We start from the raw sequence: 18,083 nt of genomic DNA, 5'->3' as shown, positions 1-18,083 counted from the left end.
ATGACAGTGCAACTATCAGCGTTCAAGCTATAAGGCTACTTCGCTGAGCGCAGGACTGGAGGATTGCTGGGCATTGACTAAACAACGGGCAAAATCCTGCCAAAACTGCGCATCATCGCCTAAAGAAACATTAATGCGCATATAAGTAGATAGTTGCTGTTGCGGACAAAACAAGGCCCCTGGCACCAATAAATGGCCAGGACGCCCCAAAGCGCGCACCAAACTTTCCGTATCCACGCCCGTATCCACCCAAACAAACATGCCCGCCTGGGGCGGCGCGTCCGGAGCCAAACCCAAGTGAGCCAGTTGCTCCAACGTTCTGTGCCTATCGCGATCAGTATGACGACGCAAGCGATCCAGATGCTTGCGATAGGCACCGTCTACCAGCACTCGGTGAATGACCCGCTCACCCAATTCCGGCGAGGTCAGCCCCGCCAACATTTTCAAATTCACCAAAGCCTGTAAAAGCTCGGGAGCCGCTGCCATGTAAGCCACCCGCAAACCAGCAGCCATCACCTTGGAATAGCCCCCAACCAAGGTGACGCGGTTCAACTGGTCCAACTGAGCCAGACGACAAGCAGGACTGGCATGCAGCTCGCTATAGGTATCGTCTTCAATAATGTGAAAGTCCCAGGTCTGAGCCAAGGTCAGAATGCTGTGTGCCGCCGCCGGGCTCAAACTAAAGCCGGTGGGGTTATGCACCACGGTATTCAGAATGACCAGACGTGGACGATGCTCACGCGCCAATTGCTCCAAGACAGCCAGATCCGGACCATCTGCACGGCGTGGCACACTGAACACCCGCACATCCACCACAGCCAGACGAGCAAACAGCAAATACCAGGCTGGATCTTCCACAACAACCGCATCACCCGGACGCAACCAATGGCGCAAAAGCAAATCCAGCGCCTGGGTCACGCCACTACACAAGACAAGCTGGGTATCGGGATCCGCCTGTATGCCGCTGTCTTCCAGTTGCCCCGCAATATGCTGGCGCAAGGGACGATAGCCATGTGAATGCCCATAGCCCAGCAAGTTGGAGCCTGCGCTACGGCTCACCTGCCGCAAGGCCGCCAGAATCATGTCGTTGTCCAGCCACTGGCGGGGAATGCCCGCGCTGTCGCTCTGCCCCATAAAACTGTTCAGCATCCAGTTCACATCTATCTTGCGCGGCTCATTCTTTTCTACGTGCAAGGATTCGGAACGCAGGCGCCCAGAGCTACGCACCCGCACAAAGAAACCTGAACCGGGTCGAGACTCCACCAGGCCCAAGGCCATCAACTTGTCGTACGCAGCCACTACGGTATGGGGGCTGACCCCAGCAGACTGCGCCAATCGACGCACCGAAGGGAGCCGGCTGCCGCCCCGATAGCGCAAATGCAGGGCTTGCTGCACCCAGGCAACCAACTGATCGCTTAGTGTCACGTCCGAACCCCGCACGGGCTGCCAATCCAACCATTCCATGATGCTGACCTTTAATCGTGAAAACCGACTGTAGCGGTGATGCGACCAATACAGTCTGATCGACTGACTGATTAACTGTATCGTAACTGTACCGCCTATTTATTTTAAGCTCAAAGCTGTGATCAACCTATTTCCTATCCGTGGTGATTTTCATGAGCCGCAGCACCAGCCTTCCCATGCCCAGTTCCACCCCAGCACTGCTGATCTATGTCTACGCTTTTATCGGGGTTATCGTCTTTGCCTTCACCTTGCCCATGACACGGCTGGCGGTGCAAAGCTTTGACCCTTGGCTGGTGGGGATGGCACGAGCCAGTATTGGCGGGGTGTGCGCAGCCCTCATCTTGCTGGCCACCCGCAGCCGCCGCCCCACGGCATCGGAATGGCGTGGTATTGCCCTTTCGTGTACGGGTGTAATCGTGGGCTGGCCGGTGTTCTCTTCAATTGCCATGCAGACGGTACCGTCCTCGCACGGGGCCGTGTTAAGCGGGCTGATTCCTCTGGCGACCGCGATTGTTTCATCGGCCCGTAGCAATGAGCCCTTAAGTCGCCGCTTCTGGATGTTGAGCCTGCTCGGTGCCGTACTGGTACTGCTTTACGCTTTCTATATTGGTGAAGGCGCGCTGCAAACCGGCGATATCTGGTTGGCCCTGGCTGTGTTCATGTCTGGCGTAGGCTATGCCGAAGGTGGCCGTGTGGCTCGCACCCTGGGAGGCTGGCGCACCATTTGCTGGTGCCTGGCCGCCAGCTTGCCGCTGACCATTCCTGCCACCGTGGGGCTCGCCTTTTCCATGACAGAAATGCCTGCCGCCCAGTCTGTCATGGCCCTGCTCTACCTGGCCCTGTTCTCGTCCTTGCTGGGTTTTTTCCCCTGGTACAAGGCCATGGCCATGGGTGGGGTGGCCCGTATTGGACAGGTACAACTGGCCCAGCCTTTTCTGACCGTGCTGATCTCCGCCGTGTGGTTAAGCGAGCAAGTGGACCTGCTGACCTGGCTGTCCTGCATCGTCATCATTGCCATTATTGCGGCCAGCCGACGCGCCTGAAAACGCAATGACAAGGCGGCTAAATACAGCAAGAGCATATTCACCTAACTAATACTTCGTTCCCAGCGTGGGCTCGCGCAAGCACACTGGCTCATCATCCCATGAACCAATGCAAGGCAATAGCGCGGCCCACGTGACTCCGTTTTGAGCAGGGGCGGTGCTGGTATTGCCGCAAGGACATCTGATCATGCCCGCCCAAGCCCCTGCCGCGACTGCCCTGAGCGCCCGGCCACTGATGCTGTGGAAACAGCTACGCGACGATCTGCAAATCATCGCACGCGAACACACGGATGCCGTTCTGGCCAGTTCCCTGGCCGCCGAAGACATGGTGCTGTTTCATGCCATGTCCATCTACACCCCCGAGCTGGACACGATCACCCTGGATACCGGCCGCCTTCACGCAGAGACCTTGCAACTGGGCCGCCATATCCAGGAACACTATGAACGCCCCATCCTGTTTTTTCATCCTGATCCGGAGCGGGTACAAGAACACGTCCGCACCCATGGCACGCATGCTTTCTACGAAAGCGTGGAGCTGCGCAAGGAATGCTGCGCGATCCGCAAAGTGGAACCCTTGCGCCGTGCCTTGCAAGGCCGATCGGCCTGGATTACCGGCCAGCGCCGCGAGCAAACCGCCAGCCGTACCGAGCTGTCCAGCAAGGAATACGACAGCGTCTTTGGACTGCAGAAATTCAACCCCTTGATCGAATGGACTCAGGACGATGTGTGGGCCGTGATCCGTGGCTTGAGCATCCCCTACAACTCACTGCACGACCAGGGCTACCCCTCCATAGGCTGCGAGCCCTGTACGCGTGCCATTCGCCCCGGTGAAGACGTGCGCGCCGGGCGCTGGTGGTGGGAACAGCGCGACAGCCTGGAATGCGGCCTGCATGCCAGCAATCTGAATAGCCGTGTCAACACCTGAAGGAACCCCATGGGCGAACCACTCTCTACCCGTACTCATCTGGACTGGCTGGAAGCCGAGGCCATTTTTATTCTGCGCGAAATCGCCGCCGAAGCTGAAAAACCCGTGCTGCTGTTCTCCGGCGGCAAGGATTCCGCCGTGCTGCTGCAACTGGCCCAAAAAGCCTTTGCGCCTGGCCCGCTGCCGTTTCCCTTGATGCATGTGGACACCGGCCACAATTACCCGGAAGTGATCGAATTTCGGGACCGCCGCGCCGCTGAACTGAACGCCGAGCTGATAGTGCGCAGCGTGGAAGATTCCATTGCGCGCGGCACCGTGGTGCTGCGTCATGAGACAGCCAGCCGCAACGGCGCCCAAGCGGTCACCTTGCTGGAAGCCATTGCCGAATTTGGCTTTGATGCCTGTTTCGGTGGTGCCCGCCGCGACGAAGAAAAAGCCCGTGCCAAAGAGCGCATCGTGTCCTTTCGCGACGAGTTCGGCCAATGGGACCCCAAAGCACAACGCCCCGAGCTGTGGCACTTGTTCAACACCCGTATTCACAAGGGCGAGAACCTGCGCGTCTTCCCGATTTCCAACTGGACCGAACTGGACGTCTGGCAATACATCCAGCGTGAAGCCATTGATCTGCCGTCCATCTACTACACCCACTCGCGCGAAGTGGTGGAGCGTCAGGGCCTGATCGTTCCCATCACCCCGCTGACTCCCTTGCTCGATGGCGAAACCCCCGAATGGCGCGATGTGCGTTTTCGCACCGTAGGCGATATTTCCTGCACCTGCCCAGTGCTCTCTACCGCCGCATCCGTGCAGGACATTATTGCTGAAACCGCCTTGGCCACGATTACCGAACGCGGTGCCACCCGTATGGATGACCAGACGTCTGAGGCCTCCATGGAACACCGCAAGAAACAAGGATATTTCTAATGAATACCGTCAATGACGCCTGGCTGCAGGCTGCCGATCAAGGCGTGCTGCGTCTGATTACCGCTGGCTCCGTGGACGACGGAAAATCCACCTTGATTGGCCGTTTGCTGGTGGACAGCCAGGGCGTGTTTGCCGACCAGATAGCGGCCATCCAACGCTCCAAGTACAAGCGCGGTGAGGACGCCGAACCCGATCTGGCCCTGCTAACCGATGGCCTGGAAGCCGAGCGCGAACAAGGCATCACCATTGATGTGGCCTACCGCTACTTCGCGACTCCCAAACGCAAGTTCATCGTGGCCGATACCCCCGGCCACGAGCAGTACACCCGCAACATGATTACGGGTGCCTCCACCGCGCAGGCTGCCATCATTCTGATTGATGCACATCGCGCCCAAGACGGGGAGCTACTGACCCAGACCAAGCGCCACAGCACCGTTGCCAAACTGCTGGGCCTGCGTCATATCGTGGTCGCGGTGAACAAGATGGACCTGGTCAACTGGGATCAGGCCGTGTTCGACCGCATTCATGCCGCCTATCGGCAACTGGCTACGCAGCTGGGGATTGAACACTTTCACATCATTCCGCTTTCAGCCTTGAAGGGTGAGAACATCACCCAGGCATCGCCGCACACACCTTGGTATCAAGGCTTGCCGCTGCTGCCTTTACTCGAATCGCTGGATCTGCGCGAGAACATTCAGCGCCCTGCCCGATTGTTTGTGCAATGGGTAGCGCGTCATGGTGGCAGCCGCACTGACGGCTTTCGGGGCTATGCCGGTCAGCTCAATGGTGGCCGCCTGCATGTGGGCGATAGCGTTCAAGTATGGCCTAGCGGGAAAACCGCCGTCATCACGCAGTTATTTCGCGCTGGCACGGAACAAGGTTCAGTCAGCGACGGGGACGCGGTGACCGTGGTATTGGATCGTGAGTTGGATATTTCACGGGGCGATTTGCTGACGCTGGCCCACGAGCCGGTCAGCACCAGCAAACACTTTGATGCACAACTGTGCTGGCTGGACGAGCAGGCCTTGAACACCACCCGTTCTTACTGGTTAAAGCAAGGCACACGCCTGACGCAAGCCAAGGTGCAAGCCGTTCATGCCTTGCGCGATGTACATAGTTTGCAAGAGCAGCAAGCCACCGGCACCTTGTCCCTGAATGATATTGGCCGTGTCAGCCTGGTCAGCCGCGACCTGCTGGTGCTGGACGATTATCAGGATCATTCCAGTACCGGCTCTTTCATCTTGATCGACCCCAGCACAAACCAGACCGTGGCGGCTGGCCTGGTCCAAAAGCGCGTATAAAGACCAGCCTGCGGCAGACCCAAGCCTTGCCGCAGGCACCGCATAGGATCACAACGCCCCTTGCTGTCTGACTGGCTGGAGCTGTCCCGAACCGCGCCTGAGCCTTATAAAGGCCGCCAGCACAATACACGCACTCACGCCCAACGTCATGGCTAACTGATACCGGTACGCCTCCACCATCGCCATATACACCAGCACTGCCAGAATCAGCGTGATGGACAAATAGGTCAGCCAGGGGAAAAGCCACATCTTGAATGGCAAATCTATGCCTGCGTTTTCCGCCTGGCGACGCGACAGTAGTTGGGACACGGCAATGACCAGATAAACGATCAGGGCAATCGCCCCCGTTGTGGACAGCAAGAACGAAAACACCTGTCCGGGCAAGAGATAATTGACCAGACATCCTGCAAAACCGGCCAAGGTCGATACAAGCACGGCGTTATAAGGCACACCTTTGGACGATACCCTGGCAATACAAGCAGGGGCATCACCACGGACGGACAGGGAATAAATCATCCGAGAGGCCGTGTACAAACCGGAGTTCATGCAGGAAGTCACCGCGATCAGCACCACCACATCCACTACCAGCTTGGCCTCGGGCAAGCGAAGAACTTCCAGCGTGCGCTGAAATGACCCCACCTGCATCAGCCTGGGATCGTCGTAACCGACGATCAGCACAATCAAGGAAATCGACAACACATAAAACAGGGAAATACGGTAGACCACCAGATTGGTCGCCTTACGTATCTTTTCCTGGGGCTTATCGGTTTCGGCGGCGGCAATCGTCACGATCTCCGCCCCAAAAAATGAAAACATCGTAATCAGAATGCCCACCAGCACGGCCCCCATGCCCTGAGGCGCGAAATTGCTGAACACGGGAATCATCGGCACCTTGCCCCCCTCAACCCAGGGCCAGAAACCAGTCAGGGCGCACAGACAAGCCACAATAAACACAATGATGGCCAGCACCTTGATCAAGGCAAACCAGAACTCAAACTCGCCAAAATTCTTGACGCTAAACAGATTGGTCACCGACAAGGCGACCATGATGACAATGGAAAACAGCCACGAAGGGATATCCGGCATCCATTGATGCAGGATATAGGCCCCAGCAATGGCTTCGACGGGAATGATCAAACCCCAGAACCACCAATACAGCCAGCCAATGGAAAAACCCGCCCAGGGCCCGATCGCCCGCGCGGCATAGGTGGAAAATGAACCGCTATCCGGATTGGCGACAGCCATCTCGCCCAACATACGCATGACCAGCAGCACCAATGCTCCCGTCAAGATATAGGACAGTACCGCTGCCGGCCCGGTCTTCGCGATGGCATTGGCCGATCCAATGAACAGTCCGGCACCGATGATCCCCGCGATAGAAATCATGGACATCTGTCTTGAGTTCAGGCCGGGCGCGAGCGCACCCTGGCCTGCCTGTTCAGGCATGGTCATTATTGTCTCCTCGCTTTTTATTCACTGGCGGGTCAGTTCTGACCCACCCGAGGCGCCCCGACGATATGCTTCGCTTGCTATAGGCGCCCGTCACCCAACAGCCAGGCCCTGCCCAGTAGTGGCTCGGGCCCTCCGTCTGAACACTCAAGCAGCGTCAGAGATCGAACTTCACCCCCTGCGCCAAAGGCAACTCCCGGGAGTAGTTGATGGTGTTGGTCGCCCGGCGCATATAGGCACGCCAGGCATCGGAACCGGACTCGCGGCCCCCGCCGGTTTCCTTGTCCCCACCAAAGGCACCGCCGATCTCCGCCCCGGACGTGCCAATATTGACGTTAGCAATACCGCAATCGGAACCACTGGCCGACAAAAACGCCTCGGTTTCACGCAAGTCATTACTGAAAATGGCGGACGACAAGCCTTGTGGAACATCGTTTTGCAACGCCAGCGCCTCGGACAGCTCCTCGTAGCGCAGCACATACAAAATAGGCGCAAAGGTTTCCTGCCGTACCGTATCGGTTTGCCTGTCCATTTCCACGATGGCTGGCCTGACGTAATAAGCCGATGCAAACTCATCCTCCAGTACCCGCTCTCCACCGGTCACCCGCCCCCCTTGAGCACGCGCCGCATCCAGTGCAGTTTGCATCGCGTCAAAGGCGGCCTGATCAACTAAAGGCCCCAGCAACGTTCCTTCCTGCAAAGGATTACCAATCCTGAGCTTGCCATACACCTGCTTGAGCCGCTCCACCAGTTGTTCACTGATACTGCGATGCACAATCAAGCGTCGCGTGCTGGTACAACGCTGCCCCGCCGTCCCGACTGCCGCGAAGACAATCCCCCGGACCGCCAGATCCAAATCCGCATTAGGCGTGACAATAACGGCGTTATTGCCTCCCAGCTCCAGCAAAACACGCCCGAAACGACGCGCCACACGAGGCCCCACTTCCCGGCCCATCCGCGTGCTGCCGGTGGCCGACACCAGCGCAACCCTGGGGTCATCGACCAGTATCTCTCCGGCTTCGCGCCCGCCAATCAGCACCTGGCTCAGGTGCGCCGGCCCGGCCTCATAACGCGCCATTGCCCGCTCAAAGACCGCCTGGCACGCCAAGGCGGACAAGGGTGTTTTTTCGGAGGGCTTCCAAATCACGGCATCACCACACACCAAGGCCAGGGCGGTATTCCAGGCCCACACCGCCATGGGAAAATTGAAGGCGGTGATCACCCCAACCACTCCCAAGGGATGCCAGGTTTCCAGCATGCGATGGCCGGGCCGTTCAGAAGCAATGGTCAAACCATAGAGCTGTCGGGACAGCCCCACCGCAAAGTCGCAGATATCAATCATTTCCTGGACTTCGCCCAAGCCTTCACTCGTGATCTTTCCAGCTTCCAGGGAAATCAACTGGCCCAAAGCCTGCTTCTCGGCCCGCAGTTCCTGGCCCAGCAATCGAACCAGCTCACCTCGTGCCGGTGCAGGCACGGTACGCCACACCTGCCAGGCATCATGGGCACGGGCAATCGCCTTGCTAAGCTCCTGGCTGCTGTGAGGCCGCAGATGGGCCAGAATGTCCCCGTCAATAGGCGAGCGCACCGACATTCCCCCTGGAACATCGAGCGCAGCCGTCACACCCAATTGGGCCAGGATGGAATGCGCCAGTTCGCTTGTGTGAGTTATGGCTGTGTGAGTCATGCTTGTACCTCATAAAAAAAGTCTGTCCTCAAGACCGACGCTGCCCCTGGACACTGCGGGCACCGACAAGATGCGCCAACTGCGCGCCATATTCATAAACCGCCTCCTTCACCGGCTTGCATGGGACCGGTTTGAGTGGGGACACAGGTAAAGGTAGGTCCTCCACCTTGATCCGACCCAGAATCAAATGCGCCAGCTCGCGCCCAAAGACCGTCCCAGGGGCAATGCCTCGCCCGTTGTAACCACTAAAGGACAGGGCCTGTCGCCCCAGTTGGTGCAGGCGGGGCACGGCATCGGAGGTCATCCCTATCCAGCCGTACCATTCATAATCAAACTGCACATGCCGCAGGGCCGGAAACAAATGCTGCAATGCGCGTTGCGCCCACGCCGTATGTATCGCCCGTCCATGTTCACGCAATGCCCCCACACTGCCAAACACCAGGCGACCCGCTTGATCGAAACGGTACGAGGATAAAACTGAACGCGTATCCCATGCGCCCTGCCCTCCCGGCAGAATCTGGGCGCGCAGTGTGGCATCCAGCGGTTGCGTAGCCACGTTGAAATACGGCAGACGCACCAGCTCTGCTGGCAGATCTGGCCAGACCTCACTGGTATAGGCATTGGTCGCCACAAGGACCCAGGGCGCCAACACTTCACCGTCCTGCGTCTGCAACACCCAGTGCGTGCGGCCGTCCTCAACCCGCCTGACGGCACTTTGCTCATAAATGCGGGCCCCCGCCGTGATCGCAGCCCGGGCCAGACCTCGAACATAGGCTAAAGGCTGGAGCGTGCCCGCGCGCCGGTCCAGCAAAGCGCCCGCATAAGCGGTCGTTCCGGTAGCCGCAGCCACTTGTGTTTGATTGAGCAACTCGACCGGCGCCCCAAGGTCTTGCCATTGGCGCCAACGCTTCCGGATATTACGCAGACCGCCCGCGCCTACCGCACAGTGCAAAGTGCCGGTCTGCACGGCCTGACAATCCATCCGGTGTTGGGCCACCAATTCATACACGGCAGCCGGTGCCCCACTTAACAAATGCAACAGGCGCCCCCCGTAATGCGCGCCCAATGTCTTGAGCAGTGCCTCTGGCTCAAGCCACAGGCCAGCATTGACCAGACCCACATTGCGTCCCGACCCTCCAAACCCGATCTGTGCCCCTTCCAGAACCACCACCCGCACTCCGGCCTGAGCCAGATGCAAGGCCGCGGACAAACCGGTGAATCCGGCGCCAATAACCGCGACATCCGCTTGGACAGGGCCTTGCAAACGCTCGCAGACCGGAGCGGGTGGCGCTGAGGCCTGCCAGAGTCCGTGACTGCGCTGGTCCGCTTTCATGCGCCCGACTCCGCCAGAAAGCGCTGATGCAAGGCGTGCTCGGAACGCGTCTGAGCAGCGCGGTAAAGTTCAATTTCGTCCAGCACGGGGCTACCCAGATCACGTTCAAACTCAGATCGGGCCGCCTGCGACACGTAGTTTTTTTGTTCCGCATCGCCCAGATTGGACTGAAAAATCCCCGCCGCGCTAACCGGCAAGAAATCCTCGTAAGTAATGGGGCGCAATGCGACCACGCCACGCTTGATCAAATCAGGCAAGTTCCAGGGCCGGCCGGCAGCCAGTTCCTGCTGCCAGATAGCAGGGTCCCGTGGCTCAAACCGAAAAAAAGCCAGCCCACGCTCGTACATTTCATCGCTGTCATCTGGGAACTGAGCAAACACGTGCTGGAGACGTTCAGCATACGTCTGCGTAGTAGCGGCTTGCTGCCCGGCATCTCTGGTTTGCGCCAACAAGGAGTCGTAAAGTGCCCGGCCCGCCTGGGTCAAGGCCACGCCGCGTTGCTCTATCTCACCAAAACGCGCGGTATGAGACCCCACCCCAGCCTGACCGACAAACTCGATCTCCTCTTCCAAAGCTTTGAAACTGGTTTGGCGCAACAGAATGGGATGGCGCCTGCGCGGTGGGCCTTCGATCAGCTCTTTGGCGGGAATGCCCCGTTGGGGCATGGCCTCTTGTACCGCATCAATATCCAGGGTTCGAGGAGTCAGGTGATTGATATGGGGGCCCTTGAAACACACAATATCGGCCACCAGACGATGTGCCGCATGCAATTTGCGATACGTATCCTGATCGACAGTCGCTTGGCGATGCCAGCGAAATACGGCGGTGGCGGCGGCCACAAATTCCTTGGCCTGCGGTTCGGTCAAGCCACCGGCCACCTGCGCCTGTTCCGCCAACTCCAGCAAGCCGGACGGAAAAATAGACCGTTGCGACAAGATTGCAGCCGCCTGCGCCCGCAGGTTCGCATCCTCTATCAGCTCCAGTCTGAGCAAAGAGGTAAACACCCGGAAGGGGTTGGTTTGTAATGCGTGGTCGTCCACAGGGCGAAACGCGGTGGAGTGAACGGGTACGCCCGCCACCGACAGATCGTAATAGCCAACGGGATACATACCCATGACGGCAAAGATCGTGGCAATCCCTTTGAGCTCCGCCGCGGTACCGACCCGAATGGCGCCGTGGCGCTCCACATCCAGACGGGTCAACTCCGACTGCTGTCGCAAGGCGCTGTGCAGTGCTGGATCATGCTTGAGCACACTGGCGTTGATCTCGTGCACCAGGCTCAACAAGGCCCCGTACTGCGGCACCTCCTGCTGATACATGGCCGACATGGCGCCTGAGAATCGGGAACGGATTTCGTCCTTAGAAACAAAAACAGAGGTGTCCATAGAACCGCCAGCAAATTGCATGACCTGGCGACAAGGCAAGGTCAGTCCATTAGTGAATCACTTCCGTGTACCCGCATGCACTCCTTCACACCACAGCCAGCGGAAGTCCGTCATCTTATAAGCCTGAAATACTTAACTATCTTGCACCTCATTCTGTGAGCACAGGCAAGAGGGGTCAAACGATGATTCCAACTCAAGTCATTCCTAACTAGAATGACTAAACGTTTTCCCTTAGCAAACGAGCATGTCCATTCCCAAACGTTTTCTTCCTCCCATGCACGTCCTGATTGCCTTTGAAGCCGCCGCACGGCTAGGCAGTTTCACGGCAGCAGCGAGCGAGCTGAACCTGACCCAAAGCGCCGTCAGTAGACAGATCAGACTGCTGGAAGGAATATTGGGCGCGGATCTTTTCGTCAGAGAGCGCCAGACGGTTCGTCTGACTCAGGCGGGTAGCACGTACGCCCAAGAACTCAGCGATGCTCTTCGACGCATTGCCAACGCCACCCTGGGGTTCAAGGCCAATCCGCATGGCGGAACGCTGAACCTGGCCATCTTGCCCACGTTCGGGACTCGTTGGCTTGCCCCCCGACTGCCAGAATTTGTGGCTGCCTACCCCGGCATCACCATCAACCTGCTGACGCGCCTGCAACCGTTTGACTTTCAAATGGAAAATGTGGATGCCGCCATCCATTACGGCCTGCCCGACTGGCCGGGGGCGAATCTGGATTTTCTAATGTCAGAAACCGTGGTGCCGGCCTGCAGTTCCGCCCTTCGCGAGCACTATCAGTTCCAGACGGCCGCTGACTTGCTCAAGGCACCTTTGCTGCATCTGGTCTCCAGGCCCGATGCCTGGGAGCGTTGGTTCAACGCCAACGGCGTGGAGAACGTGCATATTCACGGCATGCTGCTTGATCAGTTTGCGCTGATTACACAAGCGGCTATCTCCAACCTTGGGATTGCCTTACTGCCCACATTTCTGTTCAAACAGGAGCTCAGTCGCGGAGACTTGGTCCTGGCTCTGGACTCACCCTGCCTGAACACGGAGGCTTACTACCTGGCCTGTCCGGCGGGACGCGGCGACTACCCACCATTGATCGCATTTCGGCAATGGCTACAAGCGGAAATCGCGCATGAACGCGCCCCGGACTGAGGCCGGGGCGTCAAACCGCTACGGTGGTGCTATGACCGTTTCCGCACCAAGGCGAGAGACTGCTCGGCTATGACCCGCTCTTCGTTGGTTGGAATGACCAGGACCTTGACCGGACTTTCGTCTGTCGAAATGACGGTTTGTCCTGACTGGTTACGCGTCGGATCAATCCGCACACCCATCCACTCCAGGTGCTTGGCAATACCCGCACGAATAGATGGGCTGTGCTCGCCAATCCCGGCTGTAAACACCAAGGTATCCAGCCCCTTCAAGGCCACACACAAGCCCGCCAGATTGTCAGCCGTGTGGTAGCAAAAGTAGTCCACCGCCAGCTTGGCACGAGGATCGTGCGAGGCTTCCAAAGCGCGCATATCGGCTTGATCGCCGGACAAGCCTTTCAGACCGGACTGGGTGTAGAGCACGGACTGGATCTCGTCATGCTCCATGCCCTGCTCCAACATCCACAGCACCACACCGGCATCCAGACGACCTGGACGCGTGCCCATCGGCAAGCCATCCAGCGCCGTAAAGCCCATGGTGGTGTGAACGCTACGACCTTCTTTCAAAGCGCAAGCCGAGGCCCCGGAACCCAAGTGAGCAACGACGACACGTCCGTCGGCCAACTCGGGGAATTCCCGGCGCATGTGCTGGGAAATATACTGGTAGGACAAACCGTGGAAACCGTAGCGCCGCACACCCTGCTCAAAGAAACGCTCCGGCAAGGCAAAATGCTGCAAATACGGGACATGCCCTTGGTGGAAGGCCGTGTCCAGACACGCTACCTGAAAAATCTCTGGATAGTGTTCAAAAATCACGCGAACTGGGGCCAGATTGTTCTGCTGATGCAGTGGCGCCAGAGGCGACAGGCTGTCCAGATATTCCAGCACCTGCGGCGTCAAAGGCACACTGCTGTCATAGCGAGCGCCCCCATGCACGATGCGATGACCCACCGCAATAGGTCGGCCATCGACATGCTCCAGCAACCAACGCGCCACCAAAGCCTGAGCGGTGTGCAAGTCTTTGGCCTGTTCACCATCCAGGTCCTGCTTGATCATGGATTGACCTTGAGCATCCTTGACCTTGAAAGCAGGCTGCTTACTGCCAATGCCCGAAACCTGCCCCCCAAATTCAAAATCCAGTTGGTCGCCCGGCTGAACCTTGTACATATGGAACTTCAGGCTGGAGCTGCCTGCATTAATGACCAGAATCTGCTCGCTCATTAGTGCTTGGCCTCCAGAGCAACTTTACGCTCCAGATAACCGGCGTAAATGCTGGCAACAGCGCAAGAGGCCATGCGGGTCTGGGCACTATCGGCACGGCTGGTCAGAATGATGGGCACGCGTGCGCCCATCACAATACCGGCGGCCTGCGCGCCGGACAGGAAGGTCAGGTTTTTAGCCAGCATATTGCCCGCTTCCAGATCAGGGGCCACCAGAATCTGCGCCTTACCCGCCACCGGCGACACAATCCCTTTGATACGCGCCGCTTCGGGACTAATGGCATTATCCAGCGCCAGGGGGCCATCCAACACACCGCCCGTAATCTGGCCGCGATCAGCCATCTTGCACAAGGCAGCCGCTTCCAGCGTGCTTGGGATTTTTTCTGTCACTTGCTCGACCGCAGACAAAATAGCGACCAGCGGTTTACCCAGGCCCAGGCCGTGGTGCAGATCAATCGCGTTTTGCACGATGTCTGCCTTGGTGCTCAGGTCAGGAAAGATATTGATAGCGCCATCCGTCACAAACAAAGGCACGGGGTAGCTGGGCACATCCATGATAAACACATGACTGAGGCGGCGCCCCGTACGCAAGCCTTTGCCCTGGGTGCAGAGCACGGCCTCAATCAGCTCGTCCGTATGCAGGCTACCTTTCATCAGCAACTGCGCACGTCCGGCCAGCACTTCTTCTACGGCCCGTTCTGCCGAAGCATGGCTATGAGGAGTATCGATCAAGGTCACCCCTTCCAGGCTGAAACCATGCTCTGCCGCCACGGAATGCAAACGGGCTTGTGGGCCAACCAGCACAATCTCGAACAGACCTTGGGCCCGTGCCTGCAAAGCGGCCCCCAGGGACACATCGTCGCAAGGATGAGCCACCACACAAATCCGACTGGGCTCTTTGCGCGCTTGCTCGATCAATCGGGAATAATGACTGGAAGGCCCAGTGCGATCAGCAGCCGCAAGGGCCGTATCCAAGCCAGCAGGGTGATTCATGATAGATGACTCCTTGGAGATGAACGAAGCTAACCCAACACTAAACCATTTATCTGTCCGCATGTCTTTGATTGCGAACAGGGAAACTTCAACATTTTGTCCATCATTCTTTTAGATATGCCATGAATGAGGCATCAAGATTAAAGATTTAAAAAAATCCGGTTTTGCACAATACAAGCCGGACTTTTTATGTTGATGGCTGTTTATTCATCACAATAGCCCAGATCCGCTAGTATCCGGGCTGGGAATTACAGGCCTAATTCACTCAGGCTGGGATGCTCGTCGGGGCGTCGGCCCAAGGGCCAATGGAATTTGCGCTCGGACTCGGTAATATCCAGGTCATTAATACTGGCATGGCGTACCGCCATATAGCCATTTTCATCAAACTCCCAGTTTTCATTTCCATAACTGCGCCACCATTGCCCATATTCATCCTGCCATTCATAGGCAAAGCGCACGGCAATTCTATTTTCATGCCAGGCCCAGAGCTCTTTAATCAAGCGGTATTCACGCTCTTTTTGCCATTTGCGTTCTAAAAAAGAGTGGACCTGATCGCGTCCCTGCGGAAATTCGCTGCGATTGCGCCAGCGCGTATCCACGGTATAAGCCTGCGAAACCTTGACTGGGTCACGGCTGTTCCAGGCATCCTCGGCAGCACGCACTTTCTGGCGAGCACTCTCCAGATCGAAAGGTGGCAAGGGGGGACGTTTATCCATACTGATCTCCTAGAAAACAAGAGTGGACCAGACAGTCTAGCGGCAAAATGCAGGTTGTTTCTTACTGGCCGGAATCGGCCCAGGGTGCTTGCGCAAACCCGGCGATCAGAAAATCAATAAAAGCTTGCACACGCGCCGGACGAGACCGGCCCGGAGGCGTCAGCAGATGCAAGGTCAGACTGGGCAGATCCCATTGCGGCAATACGACTTCCAATTGGCCTTGCTCGAGCATCTCGCCCAACAGAAATTGCGGCAGCACGCTTAGCCCCAAGCCCTGCAGCAAGGGCGGGATCAAGGCTTGGGCGTTGTTGACTTGCAAGGCACAGGGCACGGTTTGGGAGTAGTACTCCTCCCCCTGCTGAAAGCGCCAGACACTGCCGCGTCGCTCGTAGGCGTAGCGCAGGCTCATATGCTGGGCCAGGTCGCTGGGGTGAGTGGGTCTACCGTATTTGGCCAAGTAACGGGGGGCGGCGACCAGGCGCAAGCGCAGATTGCACAGGCGACGCACCAGGAGACTGGAATCATCCATGGCCGAGATGCGCAGGGCCAGGTCGAAACCCTGTTCAACAATGTTCACCTGGGCATCATTAAAGTGCAGGTCCAGCAGGACAGCCGGGTGCTGTTGCATGAAAACCGGCAGCAAGGGAGCCAGATGCTCCAATCCAAAGGACATAGGAGCGGCGATCTTGATACGGCCTTGCAAGCTTTCTTTTTGATCACGCGCCAAGGCTTCGGCGCTTTGTCCAGCAGCCAGAACGGTTTGGGCCTGCTGCAAGCTGGCTTGCCCGGTTTCTGTCAAGGACAGGCGTCGAGAGGTTCGATGGAACAGGGAAACCTGCAGTTGTTTTTCCAGCCGGGTGATTGCCTTGGAGACGGTGGGCTGGGACAGGCCCAGGACTTCAGCGGCCTGGGCAAAAGAGCCGGTTTCCGCCACGGTGGCGAAGATGGCCCATGCCTGGAGGTCCGGAAGTGTTTTCATATCAATTTTGGAATGAATTCTATGCTATTGATTCTATTTTATTCAATCAGCAAGGCGCCTAGAATTCTTTTTAGTATCCAATATTAAGGAGCGCGCCATGATTGAACATCGGCCTTTTAATGAACTGGGCGGCGCCAACCACGGTTGGCTGGACGCCAAACACCATTTCTCTTTCGCGAATTACTACGATCCCGCTCGCATGAGCTGGGGCGCCCTGCGTGTCTGGAATGACGACACGATTGCATCCAACACCGGGTTTCCGCCTCACGATCATGCCGATATGGAGATCATTACGTATGTGCGTGAAGGGGCCATCAGCCATCAGGACAGTTTGGGCAATAAGGGTCGTACCGAAGCGGGGGATGTGCAGGTGATGAGTGCCGGCACGGGCATTCGCCATGCGGAGTACAACCTGGAAACGGGCACGACACGAATTTTCCAGATCTGGATTCAGCCAGAGCGTCGTGGTTTGCCACCTGCCTGGGGTGCCAAGCCTTTTCCCAAGGATGAGCGTTCGGGGCAGTTTGTAGCCTTGGCCAGTGGCTTTGAGGGGGACGCGGAGGCATTGCCGATTCGCGCCCAGGCTCGTGTGCTGGGGGCGACCTTGAAGAAAGGCCAAAGCACGACTTTGTCTTTGCCTGCCGAACATCTGGCTTATCTGGTGCCTGCCACTGGGCGGGTTTCGGTGAATGGTCTGGAGTTAAATGCCCGTGACGGGGCGGCGATTCGCAATGAGACGACGCTGGAAATTCAGGCGCTGGAGGATGCTGAACTGGTGCTGGTTGAGACGGCGCAGTAATTGCTGATGAAGCGTTTTAAGGATGGGGAGAGCGATTTGGGCTCTCCCCTTCTTCTTTTTTGTTCTGCTGTTCTGTTTTTCAAGAACTAAACGCAGGTAAGAGAAGATGTTTGTTTTTAGATGCCATGTGTCGGCTCAATGATTGAACAAACAAAGAGACGCTTAGAAAGTCGGTCGGATGCCTTATTCGGTACTCGGATCTTGTCAAAAAGACGCCGCTTGGAGCCCTGTCAGGGTGTCCGGGCTGAGCACTTGCCGGTGCTGCGCGCCGGTGCCCTTGTCAGTTCTGAAATCCGGGCGCCCTGTGAACTCGCGGGGTGGCTCGTCCCCCGGACGAACCACAAACGCCCCGCTCAAACAACACAGGGCTTGCATCCCGGATTTCAGAACCGACCGCGGCAAGTACTCTGAATCGCCCCGACACCCTGACAGGGCTCCAAGCGGCTCGCATCGTAAGCAACGGAGGGGTGAAACGTAACTGTAATGCCACGTTTCTGGCTAGTTAGTGATGGATTCAGTGGTAGTTTTTGTGGCCCGGTTTCTTGTCATGAAAAATGTCGCGGGGAGTGGACTAGCTCGGCTGTCTGTTTTTGGACTTAATTCGGAAAGTATTCCTGATTTTTTCTTTAGGTAAGGTAAACAATCCTTTGTTTTTCTCTCTCTTCTTATTCTACGGCGGTTTCCCTTAACGGAAACCGGCTCACAAAGCAGATCAAAACATC

General features: G+C 57.5%; 15 protein-coding genes. 6 read left to right on the top strand and 9 right to left on the bottom strand.

What is annotated here, in order from left to right:
- Window positions 1–27: 27 nt before the first annotated feature.
- Window positions 28–1,464: an aminotransferase-like domain-containing protein gene (locus AC6I6N_RS18035; protein WP_094197569.1), complete on the bottom strand. Its 1,437-nt coding sequence runs from the start codon at window positions 1,462–1,464 to the stop codon at window positions 28–30.
- 152 nt (window positions 1,465–1,616) lie between these two features.
- Here AC6I6N_RS18035 and AC6I6N_RS18030 point away from each other — a divergent pair, with 152 nt between their 5' ends.
- The 4 genes from AC6I6N_RS18030 to AC6I6N_RS18015 all read left to right on the top strand — a co-directional run bounded on the left by AC6I6N_RS18030 (window position 1,617) and on the right by AC6I6N_RS18015 (window position 5,654).
- Window positions 1,617–2,507: a DMT family transporter gene (locus AC6I6N_RS18030; protein ID WP_321267374.1), complete on the top strand. Its 891-nt coding sequence runs from the start codon at window positions 1,617–1,619 to the stop codon at window positions 2,505–2,507.
- A 187-nt stretch (window positions 2,508–2,694) separates the two neighbouring features.
- Entirely contained in the window at window positions 2,695–3,432 is a 738-nt protein-coding gene (locus AC6I6N_RS18025; RefSeq protein WP_238988621.1) for a phosphoadenylyl-sulfate reductase, read from the top strand.
- Between the two features lie 9 nt (window positions 3,433–3,441).
- Window positions 3,442–4,353, top strand: coding sequence for a sulfate adenylyltransferase subunit CysD (cysD, locus tag AC6I6N_RS18020; RefSeq protein WP_094197571.1), 912 nt, complete (start codon window positions 3,442–3,444; stop codon window positions 4,351–4,353).
- Window positions 4,353–5,654 (top strand): sulfate adenylyltransferase subunit 1, encoded by a 1,302-nt coding sequence (locus AC6I6N_RS18015; RefSeq protein ID WP_497943707.1) that lies wholly within the window; start codon window positions 4,353–4,355, stop codon window positions 5,652–5,654. Before cysD ends, AC6I6N_RS18015 begins: the two co-directional genes overlap by 1 nt.
- A gap of 48 nt (window positions 5,655–5,702) precedes the next feature.
- Here the strand turns inward: AC6I6N_RS18015 and AC6I6N_RS18010 are convergent, their stop codons facing one another.
- The 4 genes from AC6I6N_RS18010 to hglS form a co-directional block, all read right to left on the bottom strand.
- Entirely contained in the window at window positions 5,703–7,106 is a 1,404-nt protein-coding gene (locus AC6I6N_RS18010) for an amino acid permease (RefSeq protein ID WP_497943706.1), read from the bottom strand.
- 154 nt (window positions 7,107–7,260) lie between these two features.
- The gene (gene amaB / locus AC6I6N_RS18005; protein WP_497943705.1) at window positions 7,261–8,790 is read right to left on the bottom strand and encodes an L-piperidine-6-carboxylate dehydrogenase; all 1,530 of its coding nucleotides are present in this window, start codon (window positions 8,788–8,790) and stop codon (window positions 7,261–7,263) included.
- A 28-nt stretch (window positions 8,791–8,818) separates the two neighbouring features.
- Complete coding sequence (locus tag AC6I6N_RS18000) at window positions 8,819–10,123, bottom strand: NAD(P)/FAD-dependent oxidoreductase (protein ID WP_497943704.1); 1,305 nt, start codon at window positions 10,121–10,123, stop codon at window positions 8,819–8,821.
- Window positions 10,120–11,508: a 2-oxoadipate dioxygenase/decarboxylase HglS gene (hglS, locus tag AC6I6N_RS17995; protein ID WP_108728806.1), complete on the bottom strand. Its 1,389-nt coding sequence runs from the start codon at window positions 11,506–11,508 to the stop codon at window positions 10,120–10,122. The genes AC6I6N_RS18000 and hglS overlap by 4 nt, the downstream gene beginning before the upstream one ends.
- Before the next feature lie 244 nt (window positions 11,509–11,752).
- On the opposite strand from hglS, the gene AC6I6N_RS17990 reads away from it, so the two are divergent.
- On the top strand, window positions 11,753–12,658 hold the full coding sequence (locus tag AC6I6N_RS17990) for a LysR family transcriptional regulator (RefSeq protein ID WP_249460074.1): 906 nt from the start codon (window positions 11,753–11,755) through the stop codon (window positions 12,656–12,658).
- Window positions 12,659–12,687: 29 nt separating this feature from the next.
- On the opposite strand, the gene AC6I6N_RS17985 is transcribed toward AC6I6N_RS17990, so the two are convergent.
- The 4 genes from AC6I6N_RS17985 to AC6I6N_RS17970 all read right to left on the bottom strand — a co-directional run bounded on the left by AC6I6N_RS17985 (window position 12,688) and on the right by AC6I6N_RS17970 (window position 16,562).
- Window positions 12,688–13,875, bottom strand: a complete 1,188-nt coding sequence (locus tag AC6I6N_RS17985) for an acetate/propionate family kinase (RefSeq protein ID WP_497943703.1) — start codon at window positions 13,873–13,875, stop codon at window positions 12,688–12,690.
- The gene (locus tag AC6I6N_RS17980) at window positions 13,875–14,867 is read right to left on the bottom strand and encodes a phosphate acetyltransferase (protein WP_108728637.1); all 993 of its coding nucleotides are present in this window, start codon (window positions 14,865–14,867) and stop codon (window positions 13,875–13,877) included. The genes AC6I6N_RS17985 and AC6I6N_RS17980 overlap by 1 nt, the downstream gene beginning before the upstream one ends.
- A 248-nt stretch (window positions 14,868–15,115) precedes the next feature.
- Window positions 15,116–15,583 carry a nuclear transport factor 2 family protein gene (locus AC6I6N_RS17975; RefSeq protein ID WP_121739498.1) on the bottom strand — a complete coding sequence of 156 codons (468 nt, stop codon included), beginning with the start codon at window positions 15,581–15,583 and terminating at the stop codon, window positions 15,116–15,118.
- A 61-nt stretch (window positions 15,584–15,644) separates the two neighbouring features.
- Window positions 15,645–16,562 carry a LysR family transcriptional regulator gene (locus AC6I6N_RS17970; protein ID WP_249460083.1) on the bottom strand — a complete coding sequence of 306 codons (918 nt, stop codon included), beginning with the start codon at window positions 16,560–16,562 and terminating at the stop codon, window positions 15,645–15,647.
- A 97-nt stretch (window positions 16,563–16,659) separates the two neighbouring features.
- On the opposite strand from AC6I6N_RS17970, the gene AC6I6N_RS17965 reads away from it, so the two are divergent.
- Window positions 16,660–17,361: a pirin family protein gene (locus AC6I6N_RS17965; RefSeq protein ID WP_094197581.1), complete on the top strand. Its 702-nt coding sequence runs from the start codon at window positions 16,660–16,662 to the stop codon at window positions 17,359–17,361.
- Window positions 17,362–18,083: the final 722 nt, after the last annotated feature.

It is taken from the genome of Alcaligenes sp. LTN-3, from assembly GCF_059735605.1.
The sequence above is the reverse complement of the archived record's forward strand: the minus strand, read 5'-3'. Positions and strand labels throughout refer to the sequence as shown.

What these genes read in the sequence shown, in the direction of transcription:
- AC6I6N_RS18035 (WP_094197569.1), bottom strand. Translation starts at nt 1,464, where the DNA reads ATGGAATGGTTGGATTGGCAGCCCGTGCGGGGTTCGGACGTGACACTA.
- AC6I6N_RS18030 (WP_321267374.1), top strand. Translation starts at nt 1,617, where the DNA reads ATGAGCCGCAGCACCAGCCTTCCCATGCCCAGTTCCACCCCAGCACTG.
- AC6I6N_RS18025 (WP_238988621.1), top strand. Translation starts at nt 2,695, where the DNA reads ATGCCCGCCCAAGCCCCTGCCGCGACTGCCCTGAGCGCCCGGCCACTG.
- cysD (WP_094197571.1), top strand. Translation starts at nt 3,442, where the DNA reads ATGGGCGAACCACTCTCTACCCGTACTCATCTGGACTGGCTGGAAGCC.
- AC6I6N_RS18015 (WP_497943707.1), top strand. Translation starts at nt 4,353, where the DNA reads ATGAATACCGTCAATGACGCCTGGCTGCAGGCTGCCGATCAAGGCGTG.
- AC6I6N_RS18010 (WP_497943706.1), bottom strand. Translation starts at nt 7,106, where the DNA reads ATGACCATGCCTGAACAGGCAGGCCAGGGTGCGCTCGCGCCCGGCCTG.
- amaB (WP_497943705.1), bottom strand. Translation starts at nt 8,790, where the DNA reads ATGACTCACACAGCCATAACTCACACAAGCGAACTGGCGCATTCCATC.
- AC6I6N_RS18000 (WP_497943704.1), bottom strand. Translation starts at nt 10,123, where the DNA reads ATGAAAGCGGACCAGCGCAGTCACGGACTCTGGCAGGCCTCAGCGCCA.
- hglS (WP_108728806.1), bottom strand. Translation starts at nt 11,508, where the DNA reads ATGGACACCTCTGTTTTTGTTTCTAAGGACGAAATCCGTTCCCGATTC.
- AC6I6N_RS17990 (WP_249460074.1), top strand. Translation starts at nt 11,753, where the DNA reads ATGTCCATTCCCAAACGTTTTCTTCCTCCCATGCACGTCCTGATTGCC.
- AC6I6N_RS17985 (WP_497943703.1), bottom strand. Translation starts at nt 13,875, where the DNA reads ATGAGCGAGCAGATTCTGGTCATTAATGCAGGCAGCTCCAGCCTGAAG.
- AC6I6N_RS17980 (WP_108728637.1), bottom strand. Translation starts at nt 14,867, where the DNA reads ATGAATCACCCTGCTGGCTTGGATACGGCCCTTGCGGCTGCTGATCGC.
- AC6I6N_RS17975 (WP_121739498.1), bottom strand. Translation starts at nt 15,583, where the DNA reads ATGGATAAACGTCCCCCCTTGCCACCTTTCGATCTGGAGAGTGCTCGC.
- AC6I6N_RS17970 (WP_249460083.1), bottom strand. Translation starts at nt 16,562, where the DNA reads ATGAAAACACTTCCGGACCTCCAGGCATGGGCCATCTTCGCCACCGTG.
- AC6I6N_RS17965 (WP_094197581.1), top strand. Translation starts at nt 16,660, where the DNA reads ATGATTGAACATCGGCCTTTTAATGAACTGGGCGGCGCCAACCACGGT.